This window comes from Kribbella steppae (genome assembly GCF_004342025.1).
Taxonomy (GTDB): domain Bacteria; phylum Actinomycetota; class Actinomycetes; order Propionibacteriales; family Kribbellaceae; genus Kribbella; species Kribbella steppae.
Genome location: NZ_SLWN01000004.1, coordinates 258860 through 275498, shown reverse-complemented (window position 1 = coordinate 275498; position 16639 = coordinate 258860). Strand labels below are relative to the sequence as shown.

At 68.9% G+C, this 16639-nt stretch carries 19 protein-coding genes; 16 read left to right on the top strand and 3 right to left on the bottom strand.

Annotated elements, in window-relative coordinates; genetic code table 11:
• The 7 genes from ruvX to EV652_RS13310 are packed head-to-tail and all read left to right on the top strand — an operon-like array spanning position 1 to position 4961.
• Complete coding sequence (gene ruvX / locus EV652_RS13340; RefSeq protein WP_132209409.1) at positions 1-459, top strand: Holliday junction resolvase RuvX; 459 nt, start codon at positions 1-3, stop codon at positions 457-459.
• The gene (gene mltG, locus EV652_RS13335) at positions 456-1649 is read left to right on the top strand and encodes an endolytic transglycosylase MltG (protein WP_132209408.1); all 1194 of its coding nucleotides are present in this window, start codon (positions 456-458) and stop codon (positions 1647-1649) included. The genes ruvX and mltG overlap by 4 nt, the downstream gene beginning before the upstream one ends.
• Before the next feature lies 1 nt (position 1650).
• Positions 1651-2475 carry a shikimate dehydrogenase gene (locus EV652_RS13330; RefSeq protein WP_132209407.1) on the top strand — a complete coding sequence of 275 codons (825 nt, stop codon included), beginning with the start codon at positions 1651-1653 and terminating at the stop codon, positions 2473-2475.
• Positions 2462-2866, top strand: coding sequence for a BBE domain-containing protein (locus tag EV652_RS45215; RefSeq protein ID WP_242001737.1), 405 nt, complete (start codon positions 2462-2464; stop codon positions 2864-2866). The genes EV652_RS13330 and EV652_RS45215 overlap by 14 nt, the downstream gene beginning before the upstream one ends.
• A 9-nt stretch (positions 2867-2875) precedes the next feature.
• On the top strand, positions 2876-3919 hold the full coding sequence (locus EV652_RS13320; protein WP_132209406.1) for a DUF2330 domain-containing protein: 1044 nt from the start codon (positions 2876-2878) through the stop codon (positions 3917-3919).
• A 31-nt stretch (positions 3920-3950) separates the two neighbouring features.
• Positions 3951-4658 (top strand): prepilin peptidase, encoded by a 708-nt coding sequence (locus tag EV652_RS13315; protein WP_242001736.1) that lies wholly within the window; start codon positions 3951-3953, stop codon positions 4656-4658.
• Positions 4659-4712: 54 nt separating this feature from the next.
• Positions 4713-4961 (top strand): BBE domain-containing protein, encoded by a 249-nt coding sequence (locus EV652_RS13310; RefSeq protein ID WP_242001735.1) that lies wholly within the window; start codon positions 4713-4715, stop codon positions 4959-4961.
• Here the strand turns inward: EV652_RS13310 and EV652_RS13305 are convergent.
• Together EV652_RS13305 and EV652_RS13295 are read right to left on the bottom strand one after the other, a co-directional pair.
• Complete coding sequence (locus EV652_RS13305) at positions 4946-6064, bottom strand: ADP-ribosylglycohydrolase family protein (protein ID WP_132209404.1); 1119 nt, start codon at positions 6062-6064, stop codon at positions 4946-4948. The genes EV652_RS13310 and EV652_RS13305 overlap by 16 nt on opposite strands.
• Before the next feature lie 143 nt (positions 6065-6207).
• Positions 6208-6948: a siderophore-interacting protein gene (locus tag EV652_RS13295; RefSeq protein WP_132209402.1), complete on the bottom strand. Its 741-nt coding sequence runs from the start codon at positions 6946-6948 to the stop codon at positions 6208-6210.
• Here EV652_RS13295 and EV652_RS13290 point away from each other — a divergent pair.
• From EV652_RS13290 to EV652_RS13250, 9 genes are all read left to right on the top strand, one after another.
• On the top strand, positions 6941-7201 hold the full coding sequence (locus tag EV652_RS13290) for a PIN domain-containing protein (RefSeq protein ID WP_132209401.1): 261 nt from the start codon (positions 6941-6943) through the stop codon (positions 7199-7201). The genes EV652_RS13295 and EV652_RS13290 overlap by 8 nt on opposite strands.
• Before the next feature lie 88 nt (positions 7202-7289).
• Positions 7290-8495: a chorismate synthase gene (gene aroC / locus EV652_RS13285; RefSeq protein ID WP_132209400.1), complete on the top strand. Its 1206-nt coding sequence runs from the start codon at positions 7290-7292 to the stop codon at positions 8493-8495.
• Complete coding sequence (locus EV652_RS13280; protein WP_132209399.1) at positions 8492-8989, top strand: shikimate kinase; 498 nt, start codon at positions 8492-8494, stop codon at positions 8987-8989. Before aroC ends, EV652_RS13280 begins: the two co-directional genes overlap by 4 nt.
• Before the next feature lie 118 nt (positions 8990-9107).
• Complete coding sequence (gene aroB, locus EV652_RS13275; protein WP_132209398.1) at positions 9108-10208, top strand: 3-dehydroquinate synthase; 1101 nt, start codon at positions 9108-9110, stop codon at positions 10206-10208.
• A gap of 87 nt (positions 10209-10295) precedes the next feature.
• Positions 10296-13085 (top strand): carboxypeptidase regulatory-like domain-containing protein, encoded by a 2790-nt coding sequence (locus EV652_RS13270; protein ID WP_132209397.1) that lies wholly within the window; start codon positions 10296-10298, stop codon positions 13083-13085.
• A gap of 54 nt (positions 13086-13139) precedes the next feature.
• Entirely contained in the window at positions 13140-14225 is a 1086-nt protein-coding gene (locus tag EV652_RS13265) for a Gfo/Idh/MocA family protein (protein WP_132209396.1), read from the top strand.
• 29 nt (positions 14226-14254) lie between these two features.
• The gene (locus EV652_RS44585) at positions 14255-14425 is read left to right on the top strand and encodes a hypothetical protein (protein ID WP_199238161.1); all 171 of its coding nucleotides are present in this window, start codon (positions 14255-14257) and stop codon (positions 14423-14425) included.
• Positions 14422-14862: a type II 3-dehydroquinate dehydratase gene (aroQ, locus tag EV652_RS13255; RefSeq protein WP_132209395.1), complete on the top strand. Its 441-nt coding sequence runs from the start codon at positions 14422-14424 to the stop codon at positions 14860-14862. The genes EV652_RS44585 and aroQ overlap by 4 nt, the downstream gene beginning before the upstream one ends.
• A gap of 275 nt (positions 14863-15137) precedes the next feature.
• Positions 15138-15881 carry a helix-turn-helix transcriptional regulator gene (locus tag EV652_RS13250; RefSeq protein ID WP_242001734.1) on the top strand — a complete coding sequence of 248 codons (744 nt, stop codon included), beginning with the start codon at positions 15138-15140 and terminating at the stop codon, positions 15879-15881.
• A 144-nt stretch (positions 15882-16025) separates the two neighbouring features.
• Here EV652_RS13250 and EV652_RS13245 read toward each other — a convergent pair whose 3' ends face one another.
• Complete coding sequence (locus EV652_RS13245) at positions 16026-16637, bottom strand: NAD(P)-dependent oxidoreductase (protein WP_132209394.1); 612 nt, start codon at positions 16635-16637, stop codon at positions 16026-16028.
• Positions 16638-16639: the final 2 nt, after the last annotated feature.

Sequence of the window (16639 nt, the reverse complement as noted above, 5' to 3'; positions counted from 1 at the left end):
ATGAGACGTGGTGTGCGGCTCGCGCTCGATATCGGTGACGTCCGGATCGGGGTCGCCAGCAGCGATCCGGACGGAATCCTGGCCACCCCGGTGGAGACTGTCCGCCGGGGGCCCGGCGATCTGGATAGGATCGCGGCACTCGCCACCGAACTGGCGGCGGTCGAGATCGTGGTCGGGCTGCCGCGCTCGCTGTCCGGGGGCGAGGGGCCGGCCGCGGTGAAGATCCGGGACACGGCGGAACTGGTGCGGGCTAAGGTGCAGGAGGGCAACCCGGGCACGGCGGTGCGGTTGGTGGACGAGCGGTTCACCACGGTCACCGCCGAACGCATGCTCCGGGAACGGGGAAAGAAGGGCTCGAAGCGACGGGCCGTGGTCGACCAGGCCGCGGCAGTCGTGATTCTGCAACATGCACTCGATGTCGAGCGCGAGACTGGGAACCCACCCGGGAGGCCCGTGTGAACAGAACATCGGTGGACGACGACGTGACTGACGGCGACGACCTCGGCACCGGCCTCGGGCTGCGGCCGGAGGGCCGGGTCGAGCGCCGGGCGAACCGCCGCAAGGCCCGCGCGCGGCGCGGGTTCGGGTGCTTCGCCGGTCTGATCTCGCTGGTCGTCGTCGGTGCGCTGGTGGCCGCGGCAGTGATCGGTTTCGGCAAGGGCCGGGACGCGATCGAGCAGATGTTCGCCGCACCCGACTTCGAGGGCAGCGGCACCGGCACGGTGGTGGTCGAGATCACCCAGGGCCAGAGCTCGCAGGCGATCGCGGACACGCTGGAGAAGAAGGGCGTGGTGAAGAGCGCCCGGGCGTTCGAGCGGGCGGCCCGGGACGACCCCCGATCCCGCCAGATCCAGGCCGGCACCTACACGCTGCACAAGGAGATGTCGGCCAAGGCCGCGCTCGAGCTGATGCTGAACACCACCAAGTCGATCCTGGTCACCCGGATCAGCTTCCGGGCCGGCCTGACCAAGGCCGAGGTCAGCGACACGCTGCAGAAGTCGAAGCTCAAGCTGCCGGCCGGTGCCGCCGCGACAGCGCTGGGCAAAACGGCCGCGCTGGGCCTGCCGTCGTACGCGCGCAACAACGCCGAAGGCTTCCTCTACCCGGGCACGTACGACGTGCCGAAGGGTGCGACGGCGTACACGATCCTGAAGCTGATGACCGCGCAGTACGGGAAGGCCGCGGCCGAGCTGGACCTGGTCAAGACCGCGCAGCGCAAGAAGCTGGACCCGTACCAGGCGGTGACCGTGGCCAGCATCATCGGCGCCGAGACGAACCGGCCGCAGGACTACGCCAAGGTGTCCCGGGTGATCTACAACCGGATGCGGGTCGGGATGCGGCTGCAGATGGACTCGACCATCCACTACGTGGTCGGCAAGGACGGCGGGGTGTTCACCACGCCGGAACAGCGCGACATGGACTCGCCGTACAACACCTACAAGGTCAAGGGTCTGCCGCCTACGCCGATCAACTCGCCGACCAAGGACACGCTGCGGGCGGCGCTCAACCCGGCCCAGGGTTCCTGGCTGTACTTCACGCTGATCAACCTCGACACCGGTGAGACGGCGTTCGCGAGTACGTCCGACGAGCACCTGCAGAACGTGAAGAAGCTGCAGGCCTGGTGCGCCGCCCACAAGGGCCGGTGCTGAGTTGACCAGGTGCGCTGTCCTGGGTTCGCCGATTGCGCACTCGCTGTCGCCGGCGATGCACCGGGCCGCGTACGCCGCGCTCGGTCTGGACTGGGGGTACGACGCTTTCGAGGTCGGCGAGGACGAGTTGCGCGGATTCGTCGCCTCGCTCGGTGACGACGTCCGCGGACTGTCGCTGACGATGCCGCTGAAGCGGGTCGCGCTCGATCTGGTGGACACCGTCGACCCAATCGCGGAGCTGATCGGTGCGGCGAACACGATGCTGTTCGAGCCGGACGGATCGCGGTCGGCGCACAACACCGACGTACCGGGGCTGGTGAACGCCTTCGCCGAGCGGGGGATCACCGCTGCCGACACGGCCGTGGTCCTGGGCGGCGGGGCGACCGCCGCGTCCACGTTGGCCGCGTTGCGTGGGCTGAAGGTCACTGAGGTGACCATCGTCGTACGGGACCTCGCCAGGGCAGAGCGACTCCTGGATCTGGCGGCCGAGCTGGGTCTGAAGACGTCGGTCGCCGACTTCTCGCAGGTCGAGCAGATCGGCGGGTTCGACCTGTGCGTCTCCACGTTGCCCGGCGGTGCCGTCGACCCGTGGGCCGAGCACTTCGCGAGTGTCGCCCCGGTGGTGTTCGACGTGGCGTACCACCCGTGGCCGACCGGGCTGGCGATCGCGGCGCACCGGATCGGTACAGAGCTGCTCAACGGCCTTGATCTCCTCGTGCATCAGGCGACCCTCCAGGTGGAGATGATGACCGGTAGGTCGCCTGCACCTCTGGCGGCCATGAGGGCCGCCGCGCGTGAGGAGCTCGACGATCGTGAGCCAGCTTGACCGCCGGACGTTACTGAAAGCAGGCGGCGCTGTTGCCGCCGTCGCACTGAACAGTTGTTCTGACACCAAGACCGCCACCGCGGCCGCGCCGAACTGGAACAGCTTCTCCCGCTCTCTCACGGGCCGGCTTCGAAGGCCGCTCGGGGTGATCCAGTGGTACTCCGGGATGGCGGCCCACCCGTCGTCGGCACAGGTCCGGGTCGCGCAGACCTTCATCACCAACGGGCACCGTGCGGTCCGGACGTACTCGGCCGGCGGCTACGTGAACTATGTCGAGACCGGCCGCTCGGTCAGCACGTACTACGGCACGAGCCTGCCCCGGCTGCGCGCGGTCAAGAAGAAGTACGACCCGGTCACTTCTTCCACACTGCCTACACCCTTCTCTAGTTAGTCTCCCGCCATGAAGGTTTGGCGAGTTGTCGCAGGTGTGCTGGCTCTGGGGTTCGTGGCGGCCGGAGTAACACCTGCCTGGGCGTGCGCGTGCGGGGGCTATCTCCCCGACGCGGAGTCGCGGGCCCGGGCGTACGGCGAGAACGCGCTGGTCCAGTACGACGACGGCACCGAGCAGATCACGCTGTCGATGGCGATCAACGGCTCGTCGAAGAAGGCGGCCTGGATCATGCCGGTGCCGGCCGCGGCCAAGGTCGAACTCGGCGAGACCGGCCTGTTCAACCGGCTGGACCGGATGACGCGGCCGAAGGTCGTCGTCCGCAAGACCTACTGGCCGTTCCGGGACCTCGGCGTGATGGGCAGCGGTCCTGACTCGGCCGGCGCGCCCAGGGCCGGTGCCGGCGTGAACGTGCGCCAGGAGATGCAGCTCGGACCGTTCTCGGTCGCGCGACTCGAGGGCACGAGTGGGACCGCGGTGACCGACTGGCTGGGTACGAACGGGTACGTCGTACCGTCCGGGCTGGCCGAGAACCTCACGCCGTACCTGACCGAGAAGTGGGAGATCGTCGCGGTGAAGCTCGCGCCGAAGCAGGCCGGCGAGAGCATGAGCGGGGCGACGCCGCCGCTGCGGCTGACGTTCGCGTCGGACCGGATCGTCTACCCGATGCGGCTCAGCAAGGGCGCGATTAGCGAGCAGACGGTCACCGTGTACGTCGCCGCCGCGCATCGGGTCGACGCGACCAAGCTGCCGGACGCGGACGTGAAACCGGAACTGCTGTACGCCGGACGGGTCGAGGACCACGTGCTGACCGCGCCGGCCGACTACCTGACGGCCTACTCGGTCACCTACCGCGATCCGAGCCGGATCACCGACGATTTCACCTTCGAGCGGGCCGCGTCCGACGAGGAGTTCCAGCGGATCGAGTACGTGACCCGCAACGACGGCTTCTGGAGCACGATCGGCGTGCTGGCCGGCGGCGTCCTGCTGCTCGGCGCCGGCGCGGCGGTCATCGCGCGGATCCTGGTCCGCCGGTCATCCACAGACCGCGCGTAGCGGTCGGCGAAATCGTCTAGGCTCCTGGATCGTGCCGGCTGACAACGCGTTGCTCGCCGCAGGGGCCGGGGTAGTCTTCTGCGGACCTGCGGCGTACCTGATCGGCCCGTGGCTGATGCGGCGCATCCCCGAGCCCACGCTGGAGGAGGGCGAAGTCAAGATTCCGTACGCCGACCTGGCCAGCCGGCGAGCGGCGTTCTGGTGTGGTCTACTCGCGGCGGTGTCCGGGGGACTGGTCGGGTGGTTCCTCGGGACGACTGCGGTGCTGGTGGCCTGGCTGCTGCTGGCCGTGGCGGGGGCGGTGCTCGGGTACATCGATGCGCGGACGCGCTATCTGCCGTCGGCGATCATCTGGCCGTCGTACCTGGTGATCGGACTGGCGCTGCTCGGCGCGGCCGTGGTGTCGGGGGAGTGGGGGTCGTTCCGGCGGGCGGTGCTCGCGGGGGTGATCGGGTTCGCGGTGTTCTACGTGCTGTGGTTCGTGTTTCCGCGGGGTGTGGGATTCGGCGACGTCCGGCTGTCGGGCCTGCTCGGGATGGCGCTCGGCTGGCTGGGCTGGGGTGAGTTCATCACTGGTCTGTACGGCGGCTTCTTCCTCGGTGCGATCGTGGGCATCGCGCTGATCGTGGGGAAGGTGATGACGCGCAAGCAGATGGTCCCGTTCGGGCCGTTCATGCTGATCGGCGCGCTGGCCGGGGTCGTACTCGGTGGATCACTCGCGGAGTTGTACGTCGGATAGGGGATCCGGGGACTCAGCCAGCTGGTTGATGCGGGGGACCTGGCTGCGCAAGCTGTGCGCCGACATCTACCAGGACACCGGTGGCGTGCCGGTCCCGAACGCGATCAACGCCGGCTCTCGTACATCAACTACCCGGACGTCGATCTGGCCGACCCGGCGTACAACAAGTCCGGCGTCCCGTGGCACGACCTGTACTACCTCGGCAACTACCCGCGCCTCCAGCAGATCAAGGCGAAGTGGGACCCGCCAACACCTTCCACCACAAGCTGTCGATCGAACCGAAGTAGTCACCAGCCGGGGTAGCGGGTGCTCCAGGCAGTGTGGGGTCCGTAGTCGCCGTGGAGGCGGGTCGGGGTGCTGAACTCCAAGGCGAAGTCGTCGGCCAGTTGGAGGATGACGGGGCGGCCCTCGACGGTGAAGACGAGTTCTGCAGGTAGAGCCGTCTCACCGTGGAGGGCGCCCAGGAGGTTGCCGCAGATGGCACCGGTGGAGTCGCTGTCACCGGAGTGAGTGACCGACAACGCCAGTGCGTCCAGGAACTGCTCGGGCTCGGGGTAGGCGAGTGCGGCGTACACAGCGATCGCCAGAGCCTCTTCAGCGACCCAGCCACCGCCCAGTTGCTCCACAGTCGCCGGTCCGTGGTTGCCGCTGGCTGCGGCCTGCCGGGCGGCGGCGAGCGCCGTGCTGGTTTCCAAGTGGTCCGGCCGCTCGGCGAGCACCGCCGCGGTCGTGTCCAGCGCCGCATTGAGGTCGGCGCCGCCGCAGATCTCGCGGATGATCACGGCCAATGCACCGGACGCGAGCTTTCCGGTCGGGTGGCCGTGCGTGTATCCCGCTGCGTCCGCGGCTGAGTCGAACACCCAGTCCCGGTCGAACCACTTCGCCGGCAGCAGTCCGAACGGCGCGACGCGCATGACTCCACCGCAACCCTTGGAGTCGTTGGCAGCCTGCCCGCCGAACTGCGGGATCCGGTCACCGCCCTTGCGCGCTCCCGTCAACGCACTGAGACAGGTGTTGCCGGGAGCTCGCCGTGCGTACAGCCACTGCTCGCCCTGCAACCAGCCGTCGCGTTCACCGGACGGAGCCTGAAGAGTCTGTGTGTCCAGCCAGCGGTCGTACGCGTGGTGCACCACCGCCACCGTGAACCCGATCCCGCGATCGGTCCGCACTCCCGCCCGGATCAGCCCTTCGACCGTGAACAGCGTCATCTGGGTGTCATCGGTGATTGTCCCGGGCGGCCAGCCGGCGGAGCCGGAGACGAAGGTCCGGAGCCGTTCGGGGTGCGCGGCAACGATCGACTGACCGCTCTCGAACTCGACCGGGCCGCCCAACGCGTCACCGATCGCCCCACCCAGCAGACAGCCGCGAATCCGCGCCCGCCACGTCTCTTCCGCAGCCCGACTCATGGCGGAAACCCTATCGATGGTGGTGTCGCCGCGATCGCCGGCGGTCAGGCCGCGCAGGTCTCGACAGGTTGTGAGAACTCGGCACTCGGCAAGACGTTCGACGTCGTGCTGTCCTTCCGGGACGCGCTCTCCTCCGACCGCGCTCAGGCGTGCATGCGGCGCCAGTAGCCACAGAAGTAGACCTGCGGCTTCTCCAGACCCCGCTCGGTCACCAGATGGCGTCGTACCGAGGTGACGAGCGACGACTCGCCGGCCACCCACGCGTAGGCCCGGCCGCGGGGGAGTGCCGTCTGCCGCAGCCGGCTCAGCAGTACGTCGCTCTTCCCTGGCGCGACGTCTCCGCGGTGCAACCAGTGCACGCGTACGCCGGGATGCCGCGGAATCGGGAGTTCGTCGTTCCGGTCGCGGACCTCCAGGAACGCCACCGCCCGCGCACCCGGCTGCAACTGCTCGATGATCGACGCGATTGCCGGCAGCGCGGTCTCGTCACCGACCAGCAACTGCCACTCGGTGTCCTCCGGTGGCGAGTAGTCGGCGCCGTCACTCAGTACGCCGAGCTCGTCGCCGGACCGGGCCCGCTGGGCGAAGCTGGACCCGGGGCCGGTGCCATGCACGACGAAGTCGATGCTCAGCTGCCGCGCCACCGGATCGAACGCGCGCACTGTGTAGTTCCGCAGCACCGGCCGGGTCTGCTCCTCCAACTCCTGCCACTCCGGCCACCACCGCTCGGTTTTCGGCAGCACCAGCGGCGCTCCCAACCGCGGCGGCAGGAAGATCTGCACCAACTGGTCGGGGCCGACGTACTCGAACCGGTCCAGCTCGTCCGCGGCCACGGTCACCCGCACCAACTGCCGCGTCCGGCAGGGGATCGAGCGGTTGGCCATCCGGGATCCGGCGCAGGCCGCGGTGATCGAGAGCTGGAGTCAACGGCTGATCGCGGGGTACGCCGACCGGATCATTCCCGTCACCGTCGACATCGCCGAGCTGTGGGGGCGGCTGAATGCCAGCTCGCCGCTGCCGCTGGTGGATGGGCTGCTTGCGGCTACCGCGCTGGTTCATGACTGGGCCCTGGTCACCCGGAACACTGCGGACGTGGAGCGGACCGGTGTGCGGCTGGTCAACCCGTTCGGCGACTGAGACCCGCATTCGCGCTCCGCTCGTCGGCGCGGCCAAGGGGGATGAGACCGGCGTCGGGGCCGTGGGTGGCGCGTGGAAGAATCGGGGCATGCTGCGCTGGCTCACCGCCGGCGAGTCGCACGGACAAGCGCTCGTCGCCGTACTCGAAGGTCTTCCCGCAGGCGTCCAGGTCACCACGGATGACGTGGCCGACGCCCTCGCTCGTCGTCGGCTGGGCTACGGCCGCGGCGCCCGGATGAAGTTCGAGCGGGACGAGGTGACGTTCATCGGCGGGTTCCGGCACGGACTCTCACTCGGCAGCCCGGTCGCGATCCAGGTCGGCAACACCGAGTGGCCGAAGTGGGAGCAGGTGATGTCGGCCGACCCGGTCGACCCGGAAACGCTGGCCAACCTGGCCCGGAACGCGCCGCTGACCCGCCCGCGCCCCGGGCACGCGGATCTGGCCGGCATGCAGAAGTACGGCTTCGACGAGGCCCGCCCGGTGCTCGAGCGGGCCAGCGCCCGCGAGACCGCGGCCCGGGTCGCGCTCGGCGAGGTCGCCGCCCGCTTCCTCAACCAGGCGTACGGCGTGACGATCGTCAGCCACGTCGTCGAGCTCGGCACGGTCAAGGCGCCGTACGGCGTGATCCCGTCGTACGACGACGTCGCGAAGCTGGACGCGGACCCGGTGCGCTGCCTGGACGCGGACGCGAGCAAGGCGATGGTGGCCGAGATCGACACCGCGCAGAAGGCCGGTGACACGCTCGGCGGTGTTGTCGAGGTGGTCGTGGACGGGCTTCCGCCGGGCCTCGGCAGCTACGTGCACTGGGACCGGCGGCTCGACTCCAAACTGGCCGGTGCGCTGATGGGAATCCAGGCGATCAAGGGCGTCGAGCTCGGAGACGGGTTCGAGTTGGCCCGGACGCCGGGGTCGCAGGCGCACGACGAGATCGTCGCCCAGGACGGCGTCGTCCGGCGGACCGGCGGCCGCTCCGGTGGCACCGAGGGCGGGATGAGTACGGGCGAGACGCTGCGGGTGCGGGCGGCGATGAAGCCGATCGCGACCGTGCCGCGGGCGTTGCGCACGATCGACACCAGCACCGGCGAGGCCGCCGCGGCGCATCATCAGCGCTCCGACGTGTGCGCCGTACCGGCGGCGGGCATCGTGGCCGAGGCGATGGTGGCGCTGGTGCTGGCCGACGTCGCGCTGGAGAAGTTCGGCGGCGACTCGGTCGCGGAGTCCGCGCGCAACCACAAGGCGTACCTGGCGAACCTGCCGGCCACCATCACACCGCGGGAGTGGGCAGAGCAGTGAGCCCGGTTGTCATTCTGGTCGGACCGCCGGGATCGGGGAAGTCGACCATCGCGGCCCTGCTGGCCGAGCGGCTCGGGGTCAAGCACCGCGACACCGACACCGATATCGAGGCCGGCGCCGGCCAGCCGATCTCGGACATCTTCGTCGACCACGGCGAGGCGCATTTCCGCGCCCTCGAGCGGGCCGCGATCGTCGCCGCGCTCGAGGATGACGAGGTGCTGTCGCTCGGCGGCGGCGCGATCCTCGACCCGGCCACCCGGGCGGACCTGGCCGGCCACAACGTGGTCTTCCTGGACGTCAGCCTCGGCGAGGCGGCCAAGCGGGTCGGCCTCGGTGTCGCCCGCCCGCTGCTGCTCGGCAACGTCCGCACCCAGCTGCGCAACCTGATGGAGGCGCGCCGTCCGCTGTACGTCGAAGTCGCCAAGCTGACCGTACAGACCGACGACCGCACCCCGGACCAGATCGCCGACGAGATCCTGGAGCACCTCGGATGACTCTGCTTTTGGCCGGGCCTTCGGCGCCGGCAGGGTCATGGGGCCTTGGCTCCCGGCCTTCCCTCGTCACACCGGTCGCTTCGCTCCCTGCGCTCCTCAGTCCAGGCCGGGAGGCCCCATGACCGTCGAACCCACCCGGATCCGAGTGGCCGCGGCGGCGCCGTACGACGTTGTCATTGGCAACAACCTGCTCGGGGAACTGCCCGGGCTACTCGGGGACGGCGTGCAGCGGGTCGCCGTCATCCACCCGCGCGCGTTGCGGAGCAGTGGCGACGCGATCCGCGACGACCTCACCGCGAGCGGGTACACCGCGCACGCGATCGAGATCCCGGACGCCGAGGACGCCAAGACCGCGGAGGTGCTCGCGTACTGCTGGTCGGTGCTCGGGCAGGCCGGGTTCACCCGCTCGGACGCGATCGTCAGCGTCGGCGGCGGGACGACGACCGACCTGGCCGGCTTCGTTGCCGCGACCTGGTTGCGCGGTGTTCGCGTGGTCCACATTCCGACGACGCTGCTCGGCATGGTCGACGCCGCGGTCGGCGGGAAGACCGGGATCAATACGGCCGAGGGCAAGAACCTGGTCGGCGCGTTCTGGGAACCGGCCGGCGTGCTGTGCGACCTCGCCGCGCTGGAGACGCTGCCGCGCAACGACTACGTGAGCGGTCTGGCCGAGGTCGTGAAGTGCGGGTTCATCGCGGACCCGGTGATCCTCGACCTGGTCGAGAAGGACCCGGCCGGCGCCTCGAGCCCGGCGTACGACGCCACCGAGGAACTGATCGCGCGTGCGATCCAGGTGAAGGCGGACACGGTCGGCGCGGATCTGCGTGAGCGGACCACCACGGCCGGAGGAGCGATCGGCCGGGAAGCGCTGAACTACGGCCACACGCTCGGCCACGCGATCGAGCGGGTCGAGCGGTACAAGTGGCGGCACGGCGCCGCGATCAGCATCGGCATGGTGTTCGTCGCCGAACTGGCCCGCGCGGCCGGTCGCCTCGACGACGCCACCGCCGACCGGCATCGCGCCGTACTGGAATCCCTTGGGCTGCCGGTCGCGTACCGGGCCGACGCCTGGCCGCAGCTGCAGGACGCGATGAAGCTGGACAAGAAGACCCGGGCCGACCGGCTCCGCTTCGTGGTCCTCGACGGCCTGGCCAAGCCGACCATCCTCGAGGCTCCGGACCCGAGTCTGCTCGTCGCGGCGTACGCAGAGGTCAGCTGACCGGAACCGGTCACCTGCCGGACGGACCCTTGTACATCGGTGGAAACCCCTCCAAGATGCTGGAGACATCTTGGAAAGGGCTTTCCGATGGGCATGAGGCTGGGGCGCGTCGTGTTGGGCGTGGTGTTGCTCGGGGTGGGACTGCTGCCGTCCAGCGCGGCCGCGACGGCGGCCGGAGGAGACGGGACCGAGTACTACGTCGACGCCGTCCACGGCTCCGACGACGCCAAGGGGACGTCGCCCGACCGGGCCTGGCGCACCCTGCAGAAGGTCAACGAGACCACCTTCGATCCCGGCGACCGGATCCTGCTCCGGGCCGGTCAGAGCTGGGGTGGCCAACTGTGGCCGAAGGGCTCCGGTGCCACCCACCGCCCGATCGTGATCGACAAGTACGGCCCGGGCGCGAAGCCCGCGATCCACGGCGGCGGTGAGGTCGCCGAGACGGTCCGCCTGTTCAACCAGCACGACTGGGAGATCCGCAACCTCGAGGTCACCAACGCCAAGCCGCTCACCGGCGAGCCCGGCACGAACCTGCGCGACCTCCGCGGCATCCAGGTGGCCGGCGACGTCGGCGGCACGCTCAGCCACTTCGTCATCGACGGCGTCGATGTGCACGACGTCACCGGCGAGGTGAACTGGATCGGCGGCGACGTGGCCGGCAACAAGCCCGGAGTCACCTTCCAGACCGGGTGGGACCGCTCGAAGAACACCGGCGGCATCGTCTTCCGCGGCACCGTCGCCGACATCGCTGCACCCGGTACGGCGACCGTCCTCAACGACATCCTGGTCGAGAACTCGTCAGTCAAGCGCACATCGTTCGCAGGCATCATTGTCAAACAACACACCGGGTCTAGCGAGGGTGCAGTGAAGACCGGCTGGGGTGAGCGCGCGAACGCCACCGACCCACGGTTCACCCCGCACACGAACGTTGTCATCCGCAACAACTTCATCCAGCAGGACGGCAACGACTACGCCTGTAACGGGATGTATCTGACCGACGTGCGCGGCGGCCTGGTCGAGGGCAACGTGGTCTACCGCGCCGGTACGTCGGGGATCGAGGCGTACTACGCCGACGACGTGGTGATCCAGCACAACGAGGTGTACGAGACACAGCAGAAGGCCGGTGGCGCGGACTCGAACGCGATCGACCCGGACAAGGCGACGACCCGGATCGTGGTGCAGTACAACTTCGTCCACCACAACGGCGACGGGATCCTGATCTGCCAGTTCTCGTTCGGCGACACGGTGATCCGCTACAACACCATCGCCGGCAACTCGCGCTACCAGATCTATCTGCATTCGGATCGGGCGGCGACGGCGAAGATCTACAACAACACGATCTACAGCGATCGCAGCGACCACCTGATCTACGGGTACGGCAGTTCGCTCAATGCGACGTACGACATCCGCAACAACATCCTCTACTCGACCCGCGCCAACGCGTCGCTCACCACGAGTCCGACGATCACCTACGACAACAACCTGTACGGCGGCGCGTCGCTCGTCGTACCGCAGTCCGATGCTCGTCCGGTGCTGGGCGACCCGCTGTTCACGGCTGCGCTGACCGGACCGTACGGCACCGAGGAGAGCGGGCCACGACTGGAACGAGCCTTGGCGCTCGTGCCGACCTCGGGATCAGCGGCGGTCGGCACCGGGGTCGCGATCGCGGACAACGGTGGCAAGGACTACGCCGGTACGCCGGTCTACCAGGGCCTGCCCGACTTGGGCGCCTTCGAGTACCGGACGCCGCAGCGGCAGAACTGGGAGTCGATCAACGGGGTTGTCCGTGATCAGTTCGGTCACCCGGTGGAGGGCGCGACCGTGGTTGTCGAGACACCGCGTCATACGTATCGTGCTTCTACTCAGGCCGGTGGCTTCTACCGGATCGCTGGCCTGCCGTTCGGCACGGTTGCCAGTGTCAAGGCGAGCAAGGACGGCTATGACGCCGCGACTGCGACGGTCGTCGTACGCCGGGGCGATACCGCTAGGCAGGATCTGACGATTGTCTTGCAGGACACCGATGGGTCGATCGCCGGCCGGGTGCTCGATCAGCGGGCGGAGGCGCTGGCAGGCGCCGTTGTCACCGTGCGGGCCGGCGACGAGGTCATTGGTTCGACCCGGTCGGGCGCGGACGGTGGATTCGTGGTGCCGGACGTGCCGATGGGCGGCGGCTACACCGTGGTGGCGGAACTCGAAGGACGGCAGGTCGTGGAGCGCGGCGGCATCTCGGTGCTGCCGGCGACCACTGCCGATGCCGGTGCGTTCCTGCTGGCCGATCCGGAACGCGAGGACCTGCAGGTCCATGAGTTCGACGATCTGCCGACCGGCGCGCTTCCCGACGGCAGCGCTGGCTGGACGGTGAGTGCGACCGGTAATGCGGTGGACGTCGTCGAGGTTCCGTCGGCGTCGGATCGGAGCGTCCGGCTCACCCGTACGGCGAACACCGGAGGCACGGCCGGGACCGGGGTTTCACAGGTGTTCGCGACTCCGCTGCGTGGGCTGGTGACAGTGGAGGCACGGGTGATGCGCGATCAGCCGTACGTGTCGGGCAGCAACTGGTTCGGCCTGCCCTACCTCTACAACGCGAGCGGCGCCGCCGCGGTCAGCCTGGCCTTCGACAAGGGCAACATCATCGCGTACGAGGGCTCGACCTCTCGCACCGTTGCGCCGTACGAGCTCGGCCGCTGGTACGACGTACGCCTGGTCGTGGACACCGTGAACGAGCGGTTCGACCTGTACCTCGACGGGACGCGGATCAGCGACGATCAGCCGTTCCGCACCTCGATGCCCGCCCTGGCCGGGATCGCGTTCTACGCCAACAGCTCCAACTACGGCAGTGCCTACGTCGACGACGTACGCATCTCTTACGGCATCTGAGGGAACGACCAGAAGGTCAGAAAGAGATCGACTCAGCCTCCTGAAAGGGCCTGTATGTCTGACAGCAAGTACCGGATCGCGATCGTCGGCACCGGCGGGATCGCCAACGCCCATGCCGGGGCGGTGGTGGCCTGTGCGGATCGCGCCCAGCTTGTCGGCGCGGTCGACGTCGAGCTCGACCGGGCGACGGCGTTCGCAACCAAGTGGGACATCCCCGCCGTGTACCCGAGCCTGACCGAACTGCTCGCGGCCGGCGACGTCGACCTCGTCCACCTGTGTACGCCGCCGAGCTCGCACGTCCCGTTGGCCGCGGAATGCCTGGCGGCGAACGTCAACGTCCTGGTGGAGAAGCCGCCGACGTTGTCGCTGGACGAGCTCGACACGCTGCTCGACGCGGAGCGCGCGTCGTCGGCCCAGGTCGTGTGTATCTTCCAGCACCGGTTCGGTTCCGGGGCGGTGCGGTTGCGGGAACTCGCGGCGGACGGCGTGCTGGGCCGGCCGTTGGTTGCCTTGTGCAACACCACCTGGTACCGGGACGACGAGTACTTCGCGATGCCGTGGCGTGGGACCTTCGAGGTCGAGGGTGGCGGACCGACGATGGGTCACGGGATCCACCAGTTCGACCTGCTGCTGTCGATCCTGGGTCCGTGGGAGAAGGTGACCGCGATCGCGGCCCGGCAGGCCCGCCCGACCAAGACCGAGGACGTCTCGATGGCCCTGGTCACCTTCGAGAACGGCGCGGTGGCGTCGATCGTCAACTCGCTGGTGTCGCCGCGGCAGACCTCCCAGCTCCGCTTCGACTACGAGAACGCGACGGCTGAGCTGGAGCACCTGTACGGCTACAAGAACGAGGACTGGACGATCACGCCGGGGCCTTCACAGGACGCGGTGGCATCGGCCTGGTCCGAAGACCTTCCCGTGGTCCCGAGTGGGCACACTGCTCAGCTCAACGCCGTACTGGATGCACTGACGGCCGGCTCGCAGGCGCCTGTTCCGCTCGCGGAAGCCCGGAACACGATCGAGCTCGCGGCGGCCATCTACGCCTCGGCCTTCACCGACAAGCCAGTGCGTCGAGGTGAACTGGCCCGGGGCTCCGACTACGCCAAGCGCATGGGTGGTCCCGGAGCTCCCTGGTCCTGAGTGGCGAGTTCGGGCGGGAGATCTGCGGAGTGCAGGACGTCGAGCCGGGACACCGCGCGGGTGAGTGCGACGTACAGCCGGTTCAGGCCGCGCGGCTCGGCTCCGATGATCTCGGCCGGCTCGACCACGATGACGTGGTCGTACCTGACGACGACGCTGGGTCCTGGTTCGCGATGCCCTGCATTAGGGTGTTGGCGTGACTGGGCGACGCGTGTTGGTGCTGAACGGACCGAACCTCGGGCGGCTGGGGTCGCGGGAGCCGGAGAGGTACGGGACGACGACGTTCGCCGACCTGGTCGCGGAGTGCGAGAAGACCGGTGCCGAGCTCGGGCTGCAGGTCGAGGTACGGCAGACCGACGACGAGGCCGAGCTGGTCGGCTGGCTGCACGAGGCGGCGGACGGCAAGCTCCCGGTCGTGCTCAACCCGGCCGCGTTCACGCACTACTCGTACTCCCTGCGCGACGCCTGCGCCCAGCGGACCGCGCCGCTGATCGAGGTCCACCTCACCAACCCCGCGACCCGCGAGGAGTTCCGGCACACCAGCGTGGTGGCCGGCGTGGCCACGGGCACCATCGCCGGTTTCGGCGTCGACTCCTTCCGGCTCGCGCTGCGCGCGATCAGCTCCCTGACGGACTGACGCAACCAACCTGCCCTTTCGGGCATCTAGCAGGTGTGGGCAGGTTCCGGCGGGACTGACGGGCCTGTTTCACCGGTCTCCGGACAAGAGAGATCGGGGTGAGACGTCGGTGAAATGCCAGTGGTTCACGCTGGGCGTTGGATCGTGATCCGGCCGTCACCGGTTTAAGGCTGGCTGAAGGTTCGGGAGCACGATCGGAATCGACGATTTGGGGGGTTCGTGTGACTACGGATTCAGTCCGTTCCGTTCATCAACGCTCTGGGGGAGTGACGAGTATGACGACGCAACCACGTATTCCTGTCTGGGTGAAGGCCCTCGACCCACTGTCGCAGTTCGGGTTGGTGCACGCGCTCGGGCAGCGGCCGGAGGTCGTCCTGATCACCGACGCCGACCTGGCCGCGCTGCCGCGCCAGTCGCTGCAGGTCCGGTCCGTACCAGTCCAGTCGGTGCAGGTCCAGTCGGTGGAGGCCCAGTCGTTGCAAAGCCAATCGACCGATCAGCGCACCGCCCCGCCAGTGGTCGCGTTGATCGCCGTCGACTCGCTCGACACGGCAGCGGTGCAGGTGCTCCGGTCGGCCACGCAACGGGGGTGTCGCCGGACCGTGCTGATCGGCAGCACGATCGACGACGACGCGTTGATGGCCGCGGTCGAGCTGGGAGTGTCCGGCGTGCTTCGGCGTACCGAGGCGACGGCCGACCGCATCGTGCAGCCGGTGCAGGCCGCCGCCGCGGGTGACGGCAGCCTGCCGCCGGATCTGCTGGGCCGGTTGCTCGGTCAGGTGTCGCGGATGCAGCGGCACGTGCTGGCACCGCGTGGGCTGTCCCACACCGGGCTGTCCGACCGCGAGACGCAGGTACTGCGGCTGGTGGCCGACGGCAAGGACACGCAGGAGATCGCGCGGGAGCTGTCCTACTCGGAGCGGACGGTCAAGAACGTCCTGCACGACGTGACCAGCCGCCTGCAACTGAAGAACCGGTCGCACGCCGTCGCCTACGCACTGCGTGAGGGCCTCATCTAACTGGATCGCCAACCGCCGGCCTTCGCCTCGCGCGAGGGCCGGCGTTGTCGTGTTCGCCGCTGCAGTTGACACACTTCAAGAATCGGCTCGTGCGGGTGCCGGCACACCGAGCCGCAGTACAGCCGATCGGGCACCCCGACTGCCCTAGTAGCCAACCGTGAATCGGCGACCGACCTGCTGCCCCTGCTCAGCCTCGTCGACCACGGCGATGGCGAAATCCTCCATCGAGATGTACGACGTGCCGTCGTCGGCGGTCACCAGGTGGTCGCTGCCCAGTCGATAGGTGCCGGTCCGGGTACCTGGCTCGAGGAGGGCCGGGGGACTGACGTAGGTCCAGTCGACATCGGTACTCGCGCGGACCAGGTCGAACTGCTCGTTGCAGGCGAGGGCGATCGGACGCAGGTCCACGGGGAAGTCCGGAGAGTCCACGAGCATCAGCTCCGTGCCGGGAACGATCAGACTCGCCGCTCCACCAACGAGGATGAGACGTACGCCGCTGGACCGCAGACCGATCAGCAGTCCCTTGGCTGCCTGGACAAGCTCGCCCTCCTGGCCCGGGCGCGGCCGGGTCGCACTGATGACCAGGTCGTGGTCCTGGCTGAGCCTGGCGACGTCGTCCGGGTCGGAGGCATCGCCTTGAACGTAGTGAGCGGATGCGGTTCGGCTGACCGGTGTCACCTGGTGGCCGCGGGCAGCTGCTTCCTGGACGACCCGGCTGCCGACGGCGCCGGACGCTCCGAAGACGAGGAGGCGCATGC

Excerpts from the sequence above, each read along its gene's own strand:
- ruvX (WP_132209409.1), top strand. The coding sequence starts at position 1 with ATGAGACGTGGTGTGCGGCTCGCGCTCGATATCGGTGACGTCCGGATC.
- EV652_RS13320 (WP_132209406.1), top strand. The coding sequence starts at position 2,876 with ATGAAGGTTTGGCGAGTTGTCGCAGGTGTGCTGGCTCTGGGGTTCGTG.
- EV652_RS13305 (WP_132209404.1), bottom strand. The coding sequence starts at position 6,064 with ATGAGTCGGGCTGCGGAAGAGACGTGGCGGGCGCGGATTCGCGGCTGT.
- EV652_RS13295 (WP_132209402.1), bottom strand. The coding sequence starts at position 6,948 with ATGGCCAACCGCTCGATCCCCTGCCGGACGCGGCAGTTGGTGCGGGTG.
- aroC (WP_132209400.1), top strand. The coding sequence starts at position 7,290 with ATGCTGCGCTGGCTCACCGCCGGCGAGTCGCACGGACAAGCGCTCGTC.
- aroB (WP_132209398.1), top strand. The coding sequence starts at position 9,108 with ATGACCGTCGAACCCACCCGGATCCGAGTGGCCGCGGCGGCGCCGTAC.
- EV652_RS13270 (WP_132209397.1), top strand. The coding sequence starts at position 10,296 with ATGGGCATGAGGCTGGGGCGCGTCGTGTTGGGCGTGGTGTTGCTCGGG.
- EV652_RS13265 (WP_132209396.1), top strand. The coding sequence starts at position 13,140 with ATGTCTGACAGCAAGTACCGGATCGCGATCGTCGGCACCGGCGGGATC.
- EV652_RS13250 (WP_242001734.1), top strand. The coding sequence starts at position 15,138 with ATGACGACGCAACCACGTATTCCTGTCTGGGTGAAGGCCCTCGACCCA.
- EV652_RS13245 (WP_132209394.1), bottom strand. The coding sequence starts at position 16,637 with ATGCGCCTCCTCGTCTTCGGAGCGTCCGGCGCCGTCGGCAGCCGGGTC.